Genomic DNA, 14328 nt, shown 5'->3' with positions numbered 1-14328 from the left:
CGTGACCAGGTCACTGGACACCGCCACTCCAGCAGCACCCCGCGGTGTCGTCAGTCGCGGGAGGTCGCGACCAGCGCGCCGACCGTGATCGTCTTTCGGCTGGTCACAGGGCCCAGCGCTGGTTGGTGCCGCTGTTGCAGGTGTACTGGGTGAGGCGGGTTCCGTTGGCCGTGGAGGCGGCGGGAACGTCGATGCACTTGCCGGAGTGCCGGGCCACCAGCTGGTAGTAGCCGCCGGCGGCGCGGAGCTGGAACTGCTGGTTGGTACCTGCGCCGCAGGTGTACTGCACGATCGCCGCACCGTCTGCGGTGGAGGCACCCCTGACGTCCAGGCACTTGCGTGAGTGCGCTGCCACGATGTTGTAGTACCCGCCGCCGCGGTCGGTCAGTGTGAACCGCTGGTTGGCGCCGCTGCCGCAGGTGTACTGGATGGCCTCGGCGTTGTCCACGGTCGAGGCGCCGGCGATGTCCACGCACTTCCCCGAGTTCTGGTTGACGATGGCGCGAGCCGCGCCGCCCGATCCGATGGGGTCACCCCAGGCGTAGCGCAGGCGGTCTGCGCCCGACTGGTTGCGCACGGTCAGGTTGAGGTTCGTCCCGCTGCCGCTCATGACGTACATGGAGTAGTAGTCGTAGCCGATGTTCGCGGGCTTTCCGCCGACGGCCGGCCAGTAGCTGCCGCCCATGCCGTTGTCTCGCATGACCCGGGTCATCGCGCGGATGTGCCGGACGAAGTTGTTCGTGCTGGCCGCGTCGGCGTAGTCGAGACCGGTGCTCATCGGGGCGCCGAACTCGGTGGCGACGGCGCGGGAGGCGCAGTTGCCGAGGCGGGTGGTGATGTGGGTGCGCCAGCCGTCGTAGGTGTTGGTGCCGAACATGAAGGCGTAGTGGTGGAAGGAGAGCAGGGTGGCGTTGAAGCGGGCGTCGTTGCAGATGTCGCGCAGGTCTTCGCTGTAGCCGGTTCCGCCGATGAGCACCCGGCCGGGCGGGGCGGAGTAGTGGTAGGCGAGCCAGTTCGCTGCGACGTTGCGCCACTCCGTGGAGCTGTATCCGTGCGGCTCGTTCATCGGCTCGAAGTAGACGAGGTTGTTCGCGCCGTACTGGTGGGTCACGGTCGACCACATCGAGTTGAATGCGGCCATGTCGGTGATCCGGCCACCGGAGGCGGCGCCGTCCTCCCAGTAGGCGATGATGACCTTCCAGCCGCGTGCCGTCGCCGTGTCGATCACGGCGCGGTAGTTGTTCCACCAGGCCGTGCCCACCGTGTGGGTGTTGATGGGGATGCGCACCGTGTTGATGCCCAGACCGAAGTCGTCGTAGATCGCATTCGCCTTGGCCTGCACGGTGGCGTAGCTGTCGGAGCTGCTCAGTCCGTCGAGGACGAGTGGTCCGGTGCTGAAGTTGTCGCCGAGCACCGCCCAGTTCATGCCCCGGAACTGGGAGGTCGCGGCCGCGGCCGGCGTCGAGGTGGCCAGGGCGGTGAACGGGAGCAGGGCCAGGGCAGCCAGCATGCTGATCATCCGGCGGCGGAGGGAGCACCTCGAGGGTGCGGCGGAGCGTGCGGGGGTCATGAGTTCGACCAATCTATGCGACGTTGCACAGGAGTCCGTCTGAACTGCGCCCAGGCCGTGCGGAGCCGGCAGGGCCATCGAGGCTGAGGCGCTCCACCGCACTCAGGGCCCCGATCGATGTTAACGTAAACATCGCGTCCACCCTCACATCCCGTGACGCTGCGGTCAAGCCTTGCCGCAGGCGTGCGAGGAGCCGCTCGCGCCGCTGCGACTGGAGGAGCTCCCTGTGACCGGTTCCACCGCACCGCATTCCGCAGCCTCCCCTCCGGGGGCTGTGGGGGCGCCGTGGAGGTGTGCGCCCCCACGGAGGGACGGCCGGAACTCAGGAGCCGTCGGCCAGCACGAACGGGTGCACCGACTCGGCCCCTGCCCGGCGCAGCTCCCGGGACGCGACCGCCAGCGTCCAGCCGGTGCCCGCGCGGTCGTCCACCAGCAGGATCCGCTTGCCCTGCACCGCGTCCGGGTCCGCCACGGCGAAGCGGCCCACGAGCGAGCGCACCCGGTGGGCGGAGTTCACGTCGCTGCGCGGGGAACCGCTGCCGTCGGCGATGACGAGCCGCGTCAGCAGCGGCAGCCCGGTGTAGCGCGCGAGGCCCTGTGCGAGGTGGGCCACGAGCTGCGGCCGGCTCGCGGAGTCCACCGCGACGATCCCGTCCAGGGGCAGGTCGCGCGCCCAGTCGTCGAGCACCTCCACGGCGGCGTGCCGCAGCGGCACGGGGGTCTCCCCGTCGGGCGTGCCCGCGCGGAACACCTCGCGCAGCGCCCCGCCCCAGCCGAGGTCCGTCAGCCGCGCCACCGCCCGGCCCTCCTCCGCCTGCTCGCTCGCGGGGATCCGGCCGGACAGCGGCACCCCGATCGCGGCGAGGCCGGTCGGCCACTGCTTCTTCGGCGCCACGGCGACGCCCGGGCGCGACATCCGCTCACCCGCCGCGGCGGCCGCGGCCTCGTCGACGTCGGCGCTCGGTGCGGGGCCGCCGCAGTTGTCGCATCGCCCGCACGGGGCGGCCTCGGCGTCGTCCAGGGCGCGGCGCAGGAACTCCAGCCGGCAGCCGGGCGCGGCGATGTAGTCCAGCATCGCCCGCTGCTCCTCCTCGCGGGCGGCCGCCACCCGCGCGTAGCGCTCCGCGTCGTAGTGCCACGGCTGCCCGGTGGCCTCCCAGCCGCCCTTGACGCGCCGGACCGCCCCGTCCACGTCGAGGACCTTCAGCATCGTCTCCAGCCGGTTGCGCCGCAGCGGGACCCGGGTCTCCAGGGCCGGGGTGGACAGCGGCCGTCCCGCCTCCGCCAGCACCGCCAGGGTGGTGCGGACGTCGGTCTCCTCGGGGAAGCCGAGGGAGGCGAAGTGCGCCCAGATGTCGCGGTCCTCCCGGCCGGGCAGCAGCACCACCGCGGCGTCGTCCACGCCGCGACCGGCGCGGCCCACCTGCTGGTAGTAGGCGATCGGCGAGGCCGGCGCCCCCAGGTGGACGACGAAGCCGAGGTCCGGCTTGTCGAAGCCCATGCCCAGCGCGGAGGTCGCGACCAGCGCCTTCACCCGGTCGCCCAGCAGGTCGTCCTCCGCCTGCAGGCGGTCGGCGGGCTCCGTCTGCCCGGTGTAGGCGGCGGCGGTGATGCCCGCCGCGCGCAGGTGGGCGGCGACGTCCTCCGCGGCGGCCACGGTGAGCACGTAGACGATCCCCGAGCCGGGCAGCTCGGGCAGGTGCTGGGCCAGCCACGCCAGGCGGTGGGCGTGGTCGCGCAGGGGCAGCACGGACAGCCGCAGCGAGGCCCGGTCCAGGCTGCCCCGCAGCACGAGCACGTCGGTGAGGGTGCGCTCCCCGGAGACGGAGAGCTGCTCGGCGACGTCGGCGGTGACCCGGGCGTTGGCGGTGGCGGTGGTGGCCAGCACGGGGATGCCCTCGGGCAGGTCGGCCAGGAGGGTGCGGATGCGGCGGTAGTCGGGGCGGAAGTCGTGCCCCCAGTCGGAGACGCAGTGCGCCTCGTCCACCACCAGCAGCCCGGTGGCGGCGGCGAGCTGGGGCAGCACCTCGTCGCGGAAGCCGGGGTTGTTCAGCCGTTCCGGGGAGACGAGCAGGACGTCGACCAGCCCGGCGCGCACCCCGGCGAAGACCTCGTCCCACTCCTCGGTGTTGGTGGAGTTCACCGTCACCGCCCGCACCCCGGCGCGCTCGGCCGCGGCGACCTGGTTGCGCATGAGGGCCAGCAGGGGGGAGACGATCACGGTGGGGCCGGCTCCGCGCGCCCGCAGGAGGGCGGTGGCGACGAAGTAGACGGCCGACTTGCCCCAGCCGGTGCGCTGGACGACGAGGGCGCGGCGGCGGTCGGCGACCAGCGCCTCGACGGCCGTCCACTGGTCCTCGCGCAGAGCGGCGTCCGCGCGGCCGACGAGGCGGCGCAGCACCGCCTCCGCCTCCGCGCGCAGGGCGCCGCGGTCGGTGGGGGAGTGCTGGGCGGGCAGGGCGGCCGCGGGGGTGCCGGCGGGTGCGTCCGGGCGGGGGGCCGTCGTCATGCCCCGATGCTCGCAGGGCCGTCGGACAGGCGGGTGGTTGACGGGGGCGGGCGCAGGTGGTGGAGTCAATTCATCAAGTGATGAGTTCCTCGGTCGGGGAGGGGTGGTCGCCGTGCTGGACGTCCTCGTGGTGGGCGCCGGCCCCACCGGCCTCGCGGCGGCGGCCGCCCTCGCACGGCGGGGCGTGTCCGTCGGCGTCGTCGAGAAGCGCACCTGCGGCTGGACGACCTCCCGCGCCGCCGTGGTCCACTCCGGCACCCTCCGCGTCCTCGACGCCCTGGACGTCACCGCGCCGCTGCTCGCCACCGGGCTGCGCGTCCACCGCTTCGCCGTGCGCGAGCGCGAGCGCGACCGGCCCCTGCTCGACGTCGACTTCGGCCGGCTCGACGGCCCGCACCCCTACGCCCTGCTCACGCCGCAGTGGCGCACCGAGGAGGCGCTCCTCGCCCGGGCCCGCGCGCTCGGCGTGGACGTCTCCTCCGGCGAGGAGCTGCTCGACGTGCGCCCCGACGGCGACACCGTCCTCGTCACCACCGACCGCGACCGGCTCCGCTGCCGCTACGTCGTGGGCGCCGACGGCGTCGCAGGCACCGTGCGCGAGCACGCCGGCATCGCCCGCCCCGGACGCCGCCTCGCGGAGTCCTTCGCCCTCGCCGACGTCCGCCTGGCCGACGCCGGCGCCGAGCCCGGCGTCGCCCTGCACGTCTCCCGGGCCGGCAGCCTCGTGGCGGCCGCGCTGCCGGACGGGCTGGTGCGGATCGTCGCACCCCTGGCGGAGGCCCCCGCCGAGCCCGGCGCCGCCTTCGTGCAGCAGCTGCTCGACACCCGCGGTCCCCGTGAGGCGCCGCGCGTGGCGGAGGTGGTCTGGTCCTCCCGCTTCCGCGTCTCCCACGGCCTGGCCGAGACGTTCCGCCGCGGGCGGATCGTCCTCGTCGGCGACGCCGCCCACGTGCACAGCCCCGCGGGCGGGCAGGGGATGAACCTCGGGCTGCGCGACGCCGTCAGCCTCGCGGAGCCGCTCGCCGCGGCCCTCGCCGGACGGGAGGCGGAGCTGGACGCCTGGGCCGCCTCCCGCCGCCGCGCCGCCGCCCGCGTCCTGCGCCTCACGCGCGGCCTGACCGTCCTCGGTGCGGGCACCCCCCTCGCCCGCGGCGCCGCGGTCGGGGCGCTCGCCGTCGCGGCCCGCGCGGGCACCGTGCGGGCCGTGGCCGCGCGCCGGCTCGCCGGGCTCGACGACCCCGCGGTCGCCGGCGCCCCGGCCGGCTGAGCCACCCGCAGCGGGCCCGGACGCAGACCGCCGGCTCCCCGTGCTCCCCCGGAGCGGGGGAGCACGGGGAGCCGGCGGCCTGGCGGGGGCCCGTCAGTGGGGCGTGGACTCGTCCACGTACCGCAGCAGCGCGCCGATGCCCTCCGCCATCTGCGGGCGCACCATCACCAGCTCGATCTCCGCGTCCGTCGCCGCCAGCGCCCGCACCAGCGCGGCGTCCGCCCGCACCTGGACCGGCGCGGACACCCCCATCGCCTCGACGTCCTCGCGGGACGTGCCGATGAGCATCGGGTCCGGCCCCGTCCACAGCGTCGCCGTGGAGGAGGGGTCGTCGCGCACCAGCATCACCCGCACCTGGCTGCGGCGCAGGGCGTCCACCACCGCCGCCAGGCCCTCGACGGCCAGGCCGCTGGAGGCGCCGTCGATGAGCCCGTTGCGAACCCGGCCGATCTCCTGCTCGAACTGGTCCACCACGGCGCTGCGGCGCCCGGCGCGCACCCGCTCCAGGGCCTCGGTCAGGTTCTGCTCGAAGAGGTCCTCCCGCACCCCGGCGTGCCGGCCCCCGCCCGGGACCTCCTCCAGCAGCTCCAGCACCCGCTGGGTGGCCTTGCTGCGCAGCGAGTGCTGGGCCTTGACGTCCCCGGTCACGAAGACCGCCGCGGGACGCTCCTTCGCGATGATCTTGTCCAGGTCCTCCGCCACCGTGGCGGCGTTCTGGTCCCAGGAGTCCTGCACCCGCAGCTGGAAGCGCCGGTGCGCCCAGCCGCCCCCGTGGTACTTGTGCAGCACGTCGTGGTCGCCGTCGACGGTGTGCTCCTGCGCCTCGCCCGGACTGGCGGAGTGGGCGACGGTGATGTCCGCACCGACCCGGTCCAGCTCCACGAGGACGTAGTGCACGTCGTCGGCCAGCGAGCGGACCAGCGGCATCAGGTTCGGCACCGGGCCGGCCGTGGACTCCTCCCGTACCGGCGGCTGGGGGAGGATGCGGTCGATCACGACGCCCGACTCGGTGGCGACGACAGCTCGCCCGATGCGCCCACCGACCCCCGTCGGCTGCACCGCCACCTCCCCCACGGCGTCCAGCGCTGCGGCGGGAGCCCCCGCCTTCACCAGCTGCTCCCGGGCGTCCTGCCAGCGCAGGTCGATCTCGTGGGCGCCGGTCTCGTCGTTGCGGGTGGCGTCGAAGACCACCGAGACGTACGTCCCGGCGTCCTCGGTGGCAGGCTTGAGCCAGTCCAGCCTCACGGGGTCCTCCTCCATCGGAAACTCTCCGTCCCCGGATGCCTACCCGCTGTGCGGTGGGGCCAAACGGTGCGACGGCGCGCCCCGGCCCCCGCCCCGTGGCGGTCCGAGAGCACTGGACGGTGTCTGCCACCATTCCCGGCATGCGCCTCGACCACGTCGGCTACGCCGCCGGCCGTGAGGGCCTGCAGGCGACGGCCAGGCACCTCGCCGACGTGCTCGGCGTGCGCATGGTCGACGGCGGTCCGCACCCCCGCTTCGGGACCCGCAACGTCATCCTGCCGCTGTCCGGGCGCAGCTACGTGGAGGTCGTGGAGGTCCTCGACCACCCCGTCGCCGACAGGGCCCCCTTCGGCCGGGCCGTGCGGCGGCGCTCCGACGCCGGCGGCGGCTGGTTCACGTGGTGCGTCGGCGTGGACGACATCACCCGCTTCGAGCGCCTCGTCGGACAGCGCTCCGAGGCCGGCTCCCGACGCCGCCCCGACGGCGTGGAGCTGCACTGGCGGCACATCGGCATCCCCGGCCTGCTGGAGGACCCCCAGCTGCCGCTGCTGCTTCAGTGGGACTCCCCACCGGCGCTGCACCCCTCGGGTCTCGCCCTGACCGACGGGACGCGACTCGCGGGCCTGGAGATCGCCGGCACCCCCGACCGGATCCGCACCTGGCTCGGCCTGCCGCCCGAGTGCGCCGTGGAGGGGCTGCGCTTCGACTGGCTGCCGCCCGGCGACGAGGGGCCGGGACTGCGCGCCGTCGTGTTCGAGGGCCCCCGGGGCACCGTCCGGATCTGACGCCCGGACGGTGCCCACCGCGGCGCACCCGCGGCGGGCCCGGCGGTCGGATCAGAAGGTCGGATCAGGCGACGGGGTGCTGGTTCGCCCGGGCCAGGTCCTCCTCGAAGTCCACCTCGACCGCGAAGCGGTGGGAGATGTCCAGCGGCCGCACCTGGATCCCGCGGTCCTGGATCGCCAGCTCGATGCCGCGCTCGAAGTAGTCCGTGTCGGCGCAGCGGCGCAGCTCCTCCACCAGCGCCGCCTTGTCCCGGCTGGAGACGAAGTTGATGCCCACGGCCTCCCCGAGGCCGCCCACCACCGTCTTCGACAGCTCCCGCACGAACCCGCGCTCGTCGACGGTGTACTTGACCTCCTCCTCGCCGACCGCGGCCGTGTTCACGCACACCGTGCTCTGGTCGGCCTCGATGGCGACGCGCAGGTCCTCCAGGATCGAGGGGTCGAACACCACGTCGCCGTTCATCCACAGGACGCCGCCCTCACCGGACACCGTCAGCGCGCGCAGCAGGCTCTTGGAGGTGTTCGTGCTGTCGTAGTACGCGTTGTACGCGAACAGCAGGTCCGGCTGCGCCTCCATCACCAGCGTCGCCTTGAAACCCACCACCGCGGTGATGCGCGCGTCGCCGCCGAACACCGACCGGAGGTTGTCCACCTGCTGCTGCATGATGGTGCGGCCCTCGTCGAGCCGGGTCAGCGGCTTGGGCATCGGCCGCCCCAGCCGGGTTCCCATGCCCGCTGCCAGGATCACGGCCTGGACGTCGCTCACTCGGTCCTCCTCGATGGTCGCCCCGCACGTGCGGGGAGGGTTTGCGGGAAAAGAACAGCCGCGGCGGTCAGCCGGCCGCCGCCCATGATGCCGTCCCGCAGAGGGACGACACGTCCTCCGGCCCGGAGGCGGGGGACTGCGGGAAGAACAACTCGAGAACGCGCTGCGTCGAGCAGCCGTCCTCCAGGTGGCAGAACATCTCCCGGAAGCGGGCATAGCGCTGCGCGTACCGCCGTGACACGGCGTCGAGGTCGGCGAGCGCGTCGTAGACCTCCTCGCCCGTCGAGCACAGCGGGCCCGGTGCGATCTCCTCCAGGTCGAAGTAGAAACCCCGGAGCTCGTCGCGGTAGTGGGCGAGGTCGTACGTGAAGTACACGATCGGCTTGGCGGTGACGGCGAAGTCGAACATCGCCGAGGAGTAGTCCGTCACCAGCACGTCGGCCGCGAGGTAGAGGTCGGCGATGTCCGGGTACGACGAGACGTCCAGCACCCCGGGGACACGCACCTCCCCCAGGCGCCCGGAGAGGAAGTAGTGCAGGCGCAGCAGCAGCACGTGGTCGCCGCCGAGCCGCTCCGAGAACCGCCCCAGGTCCAGGTGCAGGTCGAAGTCGCGCCTGCCCTGCTCGTCGACCACGTCGTCGCGCCACGTCGGCGCGTACAGCACCGCGCGCTTCCCCTCGGGGATCCCCAGCTCCTGCCGCACCTTCGCGCGGCGCTCCTCCCGGTCGGGGGCGTTCAGCGCGTCGTTGCGGGGGTAGCCCGTTTCGTGCACCGGCCCCGTGAAGCGGAACGCGTTGCGCAACGGCTCCGTGGCCGCGGAGTTCGGGGAGATCATGTGGTCCCAGGAGCGGACGTCGTGGTCGTCGTCGCTCAGCGGGCCGTCCGGCATCGTCAGCGCGTCGTTGTGGATGCGCTTCAACGGGGTGCCGTGCCAGACCTGCAGGTAGACCGCGCCCGGCTTCTTCCGCCAGCCGCGCTCGGTGCCGTAGTTCGCCACCAGCACGTCCGCCGCCTCCAGCGCGGCGCGCGACTCCGGGGTTCCGGGCGTCACGGTGCGGACGCCGGGAGGGAAGGCGGCCGCGTGCTCGGGAGCGCACAACCAGGTGTGCCGGACGTCGTCACCGCGAGCGACGAGCGCCTCGTAGACGGCCCGCGGGCTGTCCGAGAACCTGCCGCCGTAGCTGTTGTAGACGATCTCCACGTTGCTGCTCCCCCTCGTCGTGAGCTCCTCCTCCGGGCGTTCGTCGCCGGACCGGTGCACCGCCATGATGACGGCGCGGGCGCACTGCTCGCGTTCATTCGCCCGGACGGGTGCACCGCGCGGATGACGCGGGCGCGCCGGCGCCCCGGTGCCGGGTCCTTCAGGGTGACACGTCAGGCGAGCGCACCGGGATGCGCCAGCGGATCCAGCACCGTGATGCCCGCGAACGCCGCCGCCCCGCACTCCGCCAGCGCCCGCGGCCCCTCCGCCAGCGGCAGCACCCGCGACACCAGCGCCTCGGGCCGGAAGCGTCCGGACTCCACCAGCGCCAGCAGCCTCGGGTAGTCGTGCGCGGCCATGCCGTGGCTGCCCAGCACCTGCAGCTCCAGCGCGATCACCCGCTCCAACGGCAGCACCGGCCTGCCCGCAGCCGGCGGCAGCAGCCCCACCTGCACGTGCCGGCCCCGCGCCCGCAGGCACAGCAGGGACGCCTCGCACGTCGGAGCGCTGCCCACCGCGTCCACCGAGACGTGCGCGCCGCCCCCCGTGGCCTCCCGCACCGCCGCGGCGACCTCGGCCGCACCACCGGCGGCGTCCACCACCACCTCGGCGCCGAACCGCAGCGCCAGCTCCCGCGCCTGCGCCGACAGGTCGGTGGCCACCACCCGCGCGCCCACCGCCACCGCCAGGGCCACGGCCGACAGGCCCACCCCGCCGCAGCCGTGCACCGCCACCCACTCCCCGGCGCGCGCCGCCCCGACGTCGACCACCGCCCGGAACGCCGTCGCCACCCGGCAGCCCAGCGCGGCGGCCGTCGTGGCGGGCATCGCCTCCGGCAGCCGCACCAGGTTCACGTCCGCGGAGTCCAGCGCCACCAGCTCCGCGAACGAGCCCCAGTGCGTGAACCCCGGCTGCCGCTGCCGCTCGCACACCTGGTGCGCCCCCGCCGCGCACTGCGGGCAGCCCCCGCAGGCGTTCACGAACGGCACCGTCACCCGGTCACCGGCCCGCCACAGCCGGACCTGCCCGCCGACCGCCACCACCGTCCCCGCCAGCTCGTGCCCCGGCACGTGGGGCAGCGACACGTCCGGGTCGTGGCCCTGCCAGCCGTGCCAGTCGCTGCGGCACACCCCCGTCCCCTCCACCCGGACCACCGCGCCCAGCGGGCCGGGCTCCGGGTCGGGGACCGTGCGCTCCTCCAGCGGTCCGCCGAAGCGCTCGAAGACGAGGGCGCGCACTTCCTCAGCCCTCGCCCGGCGGCGTGCCCAGGACGTCCACCAGCTGCGCCGCGACCCCCGTGTACGTGCCCGGCGTCAGCGCCGCCAGCCGCTCCGCCTCCGCCTCCGGCAGGCCGAGGCCGGCGACGAACTCCCGCATGGCCTGCGCATCCACCCGCCGGCCGCGCGTCAGGTCCTTCAGCCGCTCGTACGGGTTGGGCAGGCCGTGCACGCGCATCACCGACTGCACCGCCTCGCCCAGCACCTCCCACGTGGCGTCCAGGTCCGCGGCCAGGGCCTGAGGGTTCGCGTCCAGCCCCGCCAGGCCCTTGCGGACGTTCTCCAGCGCCAGCAGCGAGTGCCCGAACGCCACGCCGATGTTGCGCTGCATCGAGGAGTCGGTGAGGTCGCGCTGCAGCCGGGACGTCGTCAGCGTCTCCTCCAGCACCCGGAACAGCGCCTGCGACACCTCCAGGTTCGCCTCGGCGTTCTCGAACCGGATGGGGTTCACCTTGTGCGGCATGGTGCTGGAGCCCACGGTGCCCTGACCGCGGACCTGCACGAAGTACCCCAGGGAGATGTACGTCCACACGTCGGTGCAGAGGTTGTGCAGCACCCGGCCGAAACGGGCGACGTCCGCGTACAGCTCGGCCTGCCAGTCGTGCGACTCGATCTGCGTGGTCAGCGGGTTCCAGGTCAGGCCCAGGGACTCCACGAACGCCCGCGACACCGCCGGCCAGTCGGTGCCCGGAACCGCGGCCGCGTGCGCGGCGTACGTGCCGGTGGCGCCGTTGAACTTGCCCAGGTGCTCCGCGGCGTCCACCCGCGCCAGCTGCCGGCGCAGGCGGTGCACGAGGACCGCGAGTTCCTTGCCCAGGGTCGTCGGCGTCGCGGGCTGCCCGTGGGTGCGGGCCAGCATCGGCAGCTCCCGCAGCTCGTGGGCCGTGCGCGCCAGGTCGTCGGTGACGGTGTGCGCGGCCGGCGACCACACCTCGCGCACCGCGTCGCGGACCATGAGGGCGTAGGAGAGGTTGTTGATGTCCTCGCTGGTGCAGAACAGGTGCACGAGCTCGGCGACGTCGGCCAGCGACGTGCCCTCCAGTCGCCGCTTGATCCAGTACTCGACGGCCTTGACGTCGTGGACGGTCTCCCGCTCGATCTCCGCCAGTTCCGCGACGGCGGCGGCGTCGAAGCCCAGCGGCAGGCCGCGCAGGTGGGCGATCTCCGCGTCGGTGAGGCGGCGCACCCCCGGCACGACGTCGTGCGTGCCCAGGTAGATCAGCCACTCGACCTCGACGTGCACGCGGCGGCGGTTGAGGGCGGCCTCGGAGAGGTGGTCCGCCAGGGGGGCGACGCTCGCGCGGTAGCGGCCGTCGAGCGGGCCGAGCGCGGGTTCGCCGAGGCTGGCGGCGGTCGTGGCTGCGGTGCTGGCGGGGGCGGCAGGCGTGGGCACGTGCCCCATGGTCCCACCCGCGCGGAGTGGCCCGGTCCGGTCGCGGGCACCTGCTTCCCGTCCCCCCCGCACCCCCTCTTCCCCCCTCGCCCGGAAAGGACCCTTTCCGGGGTGCGGGGGCGCCCTCCGGCCCCGGAAAGGGTCCTTTCCGGGCGAGGGCGAGGGCGAGGGGGCTCAGGGCAGGGGCTGGCGGCGCAGGACCGCCTCGCCCGCCCGGGCGGGGTCGAGCGGCACCGGGGAGCGCAGCACCGCCGGCCCCCGGGCCAGGACGCCGTCCGACAGCGGCGTCGCCCGCAGGCCCCCGCGCCCGCGCAGCCCCCGGTGCGCCCCCGGGGCGACGACCCGGTCCATCCACACGCACGGGTTCGCCGGCCTGCGCCCGGAGAAGCGCACCACACCCGCGGCCGTCACCAGCTCGAACCCGTGCCCCCGCAGCGGGTCCAGCTCCGCCCCGCGCAGCACCACGTTGCGCCGCGCCAGCAGCGGGTCCGGGACCTGCGGCAGGCCCAGTCCCGCGGCCACCGCCGTCCACGCCTCCAGCGCCAGGAACGTCACCGCCGCGTCCATGTGCGCGGCCTTGCCGAAGAACCGGTCCCCGCGGATCCCCTTGCCCGCCACGACCTCCACGCGCTCCGCGTCCGTCGTCGGCACGTCCGCCGGCCCGTCGGCGGCACGCCCGAAGTAGGCGTGGGCCGGGGAGACGAGCAGATGCAGGACCTCCACCTCGTACTCGTGGTGGTACTCGTGGTGGTGCCCCTGCAGCGGGGGGCTCGGCTCGGCGGGCACCCGCCAAGCCTGCGCCTCAGCCCAGCGCCAGGCACGCCCGGGCCGCGCGCACCGCCTGCGCCCCGTACCCGGAGCCGAACAGCACCGCGTGCACCAGCAGCGGGTGGAGCTGGTGCAGCGGCACCCGCCCCCGCCAGCCCCGGTCGAGCCCCGCCGCCTCCGCGCAGGCGCCGAGGGCCCGGTCCAGGTGCGGCAGGCCGAACAGCGCCAGCATCGCCAGGTCCGTCTCCGGGTGCCCGCCGTGGGCCGCCGGGTCGATGAGCACGGCACCCTCCGCGCTCCACAGCACGTTGCCCGACCACAGGTCGCCGTGCAGCCGGGCCGGGGGCCGCTCCGGGCCCGTCAGCGCCGGGTCGGAGTCCACCAGCAGCGCGCAGACCCGCTCCACCGCGGCAGCCCCCACGGCGTCCACCGCCCCGGAGTCCCGCGCGGCCCGCAGGAAGGGCAGCAGCCGCTGCTGCGCGTAGAACGGCCCCCACGCGGACGAGCCGCGCTCCGACAGGGGCAGCCGCAGCTCCGCGATCCACCCGTCCCCCGCCACGCCCGGCGGGGCCGAGCCGAAGCCGGGCGCCCCCGCCGCGTGGGTCGCGGCGAGCCGCCGGCCGAACTCCTCCGCCGCGGCGGGCGTCGGTGCCACCTGCACCACCCGGGGCAGCACGAGGCCGTCGGGCAGCACCTCCACCGGTTCCGCCACCGCCACCCCGTCCGCGGCGGCCGCCAGCCAGCGCAGGCCCGCGGCCTCCACCGCGAAGTGCTCCGGCGGCAGGCCGTCGCGCCGCTTGACGTGCACGCCGCCCCCGGCGGGTTCAGGCACCGGCCCGCGCCCCCAGTTCGCGCCGGACGTGCTCGAGGATGCCGCGGCAGCCCGCCTCGACCTGCGCCAGGACCGCCGTGAAGCCGTCCGGGCCGCCGTAGTAGGGGTCGGCGACGTCCACGGCCCGCAGCCGCTCGCCGGCCCCCGCGTCGACGAAGGAGCTGAGGAGGCGGACCTGCGCCACGGGGCCGCTCATCCCTGCCAGGGCGGCGTGCAGGTCGGCCTCGTGGCCGCGGTCCATCGCCACGAGCAGGTCGCGCCGCGTCGCCCAGGAGCGCTCGAAGCGCCGTGCCCGGTGCGTGGAGCCGTCGTAGCCGCCGGCGGTGAGGGAGGCCAGCGCCCGGCGGTCGGCGGGCTCGCCGACGTGCCAGTCGCCGGTGCCCGCGGAGTCCACCTCGAGGCGCCCGCCGAGGCCGGCCTCCTCGGCGAGGGCGCGCAGGACGACCTCCGCGACGGGGGAGCGGCAGATGTTGCCGGAGCAGACGAAGCAGACGCGGTAGGGGGCCTCCCCGTCCGCGGCGGGGAGGTGGCGGGAGGTCGTCGGCACGCGCCCATCCTGCCCCGCGGCGGAACCGCCCGTCCCCGAAGCCCGTCCGCGTCGCGTCCACAGCGGCGCCGGGGGCCGCGGCCGTCCACACCGGGTGGGCGGGCGCCCGGCCGAGCGCCTCGGGGTCCCTAGCGTCGCGCTCCCCGCCGGAGCCGCCGGCCGGGAGGA

Annotated in this window: 12 protein-coding genes; 2 read left to right on the top strand and 10 right to left on the bottom strand. The window is 75.1% G+C overall.

The genetic code is table 11. The annotated features are described in order from the left end of the window. Window positions 1-103: 103 nt before the first annotated feature. Window positions 104-1510, bottom strand: a complete 1407-nt coding sequence (locus CLV92_RS04365) for an RICIN domain-containing protein (RefSeq protein ID WP_211290855.1) — start codon at window positions 1508-1510, stop codon at window positions 104-106. Window positions 1511-1892: 382 nt separating this feature from the next. Continuing rightward, complete coding sequence (locus tag CLV92_RS04360) at window positions 1893-4079, bottom strand: RecQ family ATP-dependent DNA helicase (protein WP_104431559.1); 2187 nt, start codon at window positions 4077-4079, stop codon at window positions 1893-1895. 112 nt (window positions 4080-4191) lie between these two features. Here CLV92_RS04360 and CLV92_RS04355 point away from each other — a divergent pair, with 112 nt between their 5' ends. Beyond that, window positions 4192-5346 (top strand): FAD-dependent oxidoreductase, encoded by a 1155-nt coding sequence (locus CLV92_RS04355; protein WP_158257125.1) that lies wholly within the window; start codon window positions 4192-4194, stop codon window positions 5344-5346. A gap of 93 nt (window positions 5347-5439) precedes the next feature. On the opposite strand, the gene CLV92_RS21270 is transcribed toward CLV92_RS04355, so the two are convergent. After that, window positions 5440-6591 carry a baeRF2 domain-containing protein gene (locus CLV92_RS21270; protein ID WP_158257124.1) on the bottom strand — a complete coding sequence of 384 codons (1152 nt, stop codon included), beginning with the start codon at window positions 6589-6591 and terminating at the stop codon, window positions 5440-5442. A 140-nt stretch (window positions 6592-6731) separates the two neighbouring features. Here CLV92_RS21270 and CLV92_RS04345 point away from each other — a divergent pair, with 140 nt between their 5' ends. Beyond that, window positions 6732-7376, top strand: coding sequence for a VOC family protein (locus CLV92_RS04345; RefSeq protein ID WP_104431556.1), 645 nt, complete (start codon window positions 6732-6734; stop codon window positions 7374-7376). Window positions 7377-7440: 64 nt separating this feature from the next. On the opposite strand, the gene CLV92_RS04340 is transcribed toward CLV92_RS04345, so the two are convergent. The 7 genes from CLV92_RS04340 to CLV92_RS04310 all read right to left on the bottom strand — a co-directional run bounded on the left by CLV92_RS04340 (window position 7441) and on the right by CLV92_RS04310 (window position 14160). Next, a complete protein-coding gene (locus CLV92_RS04340) occupies window positions 7441-8142 on the bottom strand; it encodes a phosphocholine cytidylyltransferase family protein (RefSeq protein WP_170112714.1) in 702 nt (233 codons plus the stop codon). 67 nt (window positions 8143-8209) lie between these two features. Continuing rightward, window positions 8210-9403: a CDP-glycerol glycerophosphotransferase family protein gene (locus CLV92_RS04335; RefSeq protein WP_245886409.1), complete on the bottom strand. Its 1194-nt coding sequence runs from the start codon at window positions 9401-9403 to the stop codon at window positions 8210-8212. Window positions 9404-9516: 113 nt separating this feature from the next. Then, window positions 9517-10581, bottom strand: a complete 1065-nt coding sequence (locus tag CLV92_RS04330; protein WP_104431554.1) for a zinc-binding dehydrogenase — start codon at window positions 10579-10581, stop codon at window positions 9517-9519. 4 nt (window positions 10582-10585) lie between these two features. Continuing rightward, the gene (gene purB / locus CLV92_RS04325) at window positions 10586-12013 is read right to left on the bottom strand and encodes an adenylosuccinate lyase (protein ID WP_245886407.1); all 1428 of its coding nucleotides are present in this window, start codon (window positions 12011-12013) and stop codon (window positions 10586-10588) included. 174 nt (window positions 12014-12187) lie between these two features. Beyond that, entirely contained in the window at window positions 12188-12799 is a 612-nt protein-coding gene (locus CLV92_RS04320) for a molybdenum cofactor biosysynthesis protein (protein ID WP_245886405.1), read from the bottom strand. 16 nt (window positions 12800-12815) lie between these two features. Beyond that, window positions 12816-13613: a fructosamine kinase family protein gene (locus tag CLV92_RS04315; RefSeq protein WP_104431552.1), complete on the bottom strand. Its 798-nt coding sequence runs from the start codon at window positions 13611-13613 to the stop codon at window positions 12816-12818. Further along, window positions 13606-14160 (bottom strand): low molecular weight protein-tyrosine-phosphatase, encoded by a 555-nt coding sequence (locus tag CLV92_RS04310; RefSeq protein ID WP_104431551.1) that lies wholly within the window; start codon window positions 14158-14160, stop codon window positions 13606-13608. Before CLV92_RS04310 ends, CLV92_RS04315 begins: the two co-directional genes overlap by 8 nt. Window positions 14161-14328: the final 168 nt, after the last annotated feature.

The sequence above is a fragment of the Kineococcus xinjiangensis genome (assembly GCF_002934625.1).
GTDB classification, from domain to species: domain Bacteria; phylum Actinomycetota; class Actinomycetes; order Actinomycetales; family Kineococcaceae; genus Kineococcus_A; species Kineococcus_A xinjiangensis.
The sequence above is the reverse complement of the archived record's forward strand: the minus strand, read 5'-3'. Positions and strand labels throughout refer to the sequence as shown.

Excerpts from the sequence above, each read along its gene's own strand:
- CLV92_RS04345 (WP_104431556.1), top strand. The coding sequence starts at position 6,732 with ATGCGCCTCGACCACGTCGGCTACGCCGCCGGCCGTGAGGGCCTGCAG.
- CLV92_RS04360 (WP_104431559.1), bottom strand. The coding sequence starts at position 4,079 with ATGACGACGGCCCCCCGCCCGGACGCACCCGCCGGCACCCCCGCGGCC.
- CLV92_RS04365 (WP_211290855.1), bottom strand. The coding sequence starts at position 1,510 with ATGCTGGCTGCCCTGGCCCTGCTCCCGTTCACCGCCCTGGCCACCTCG.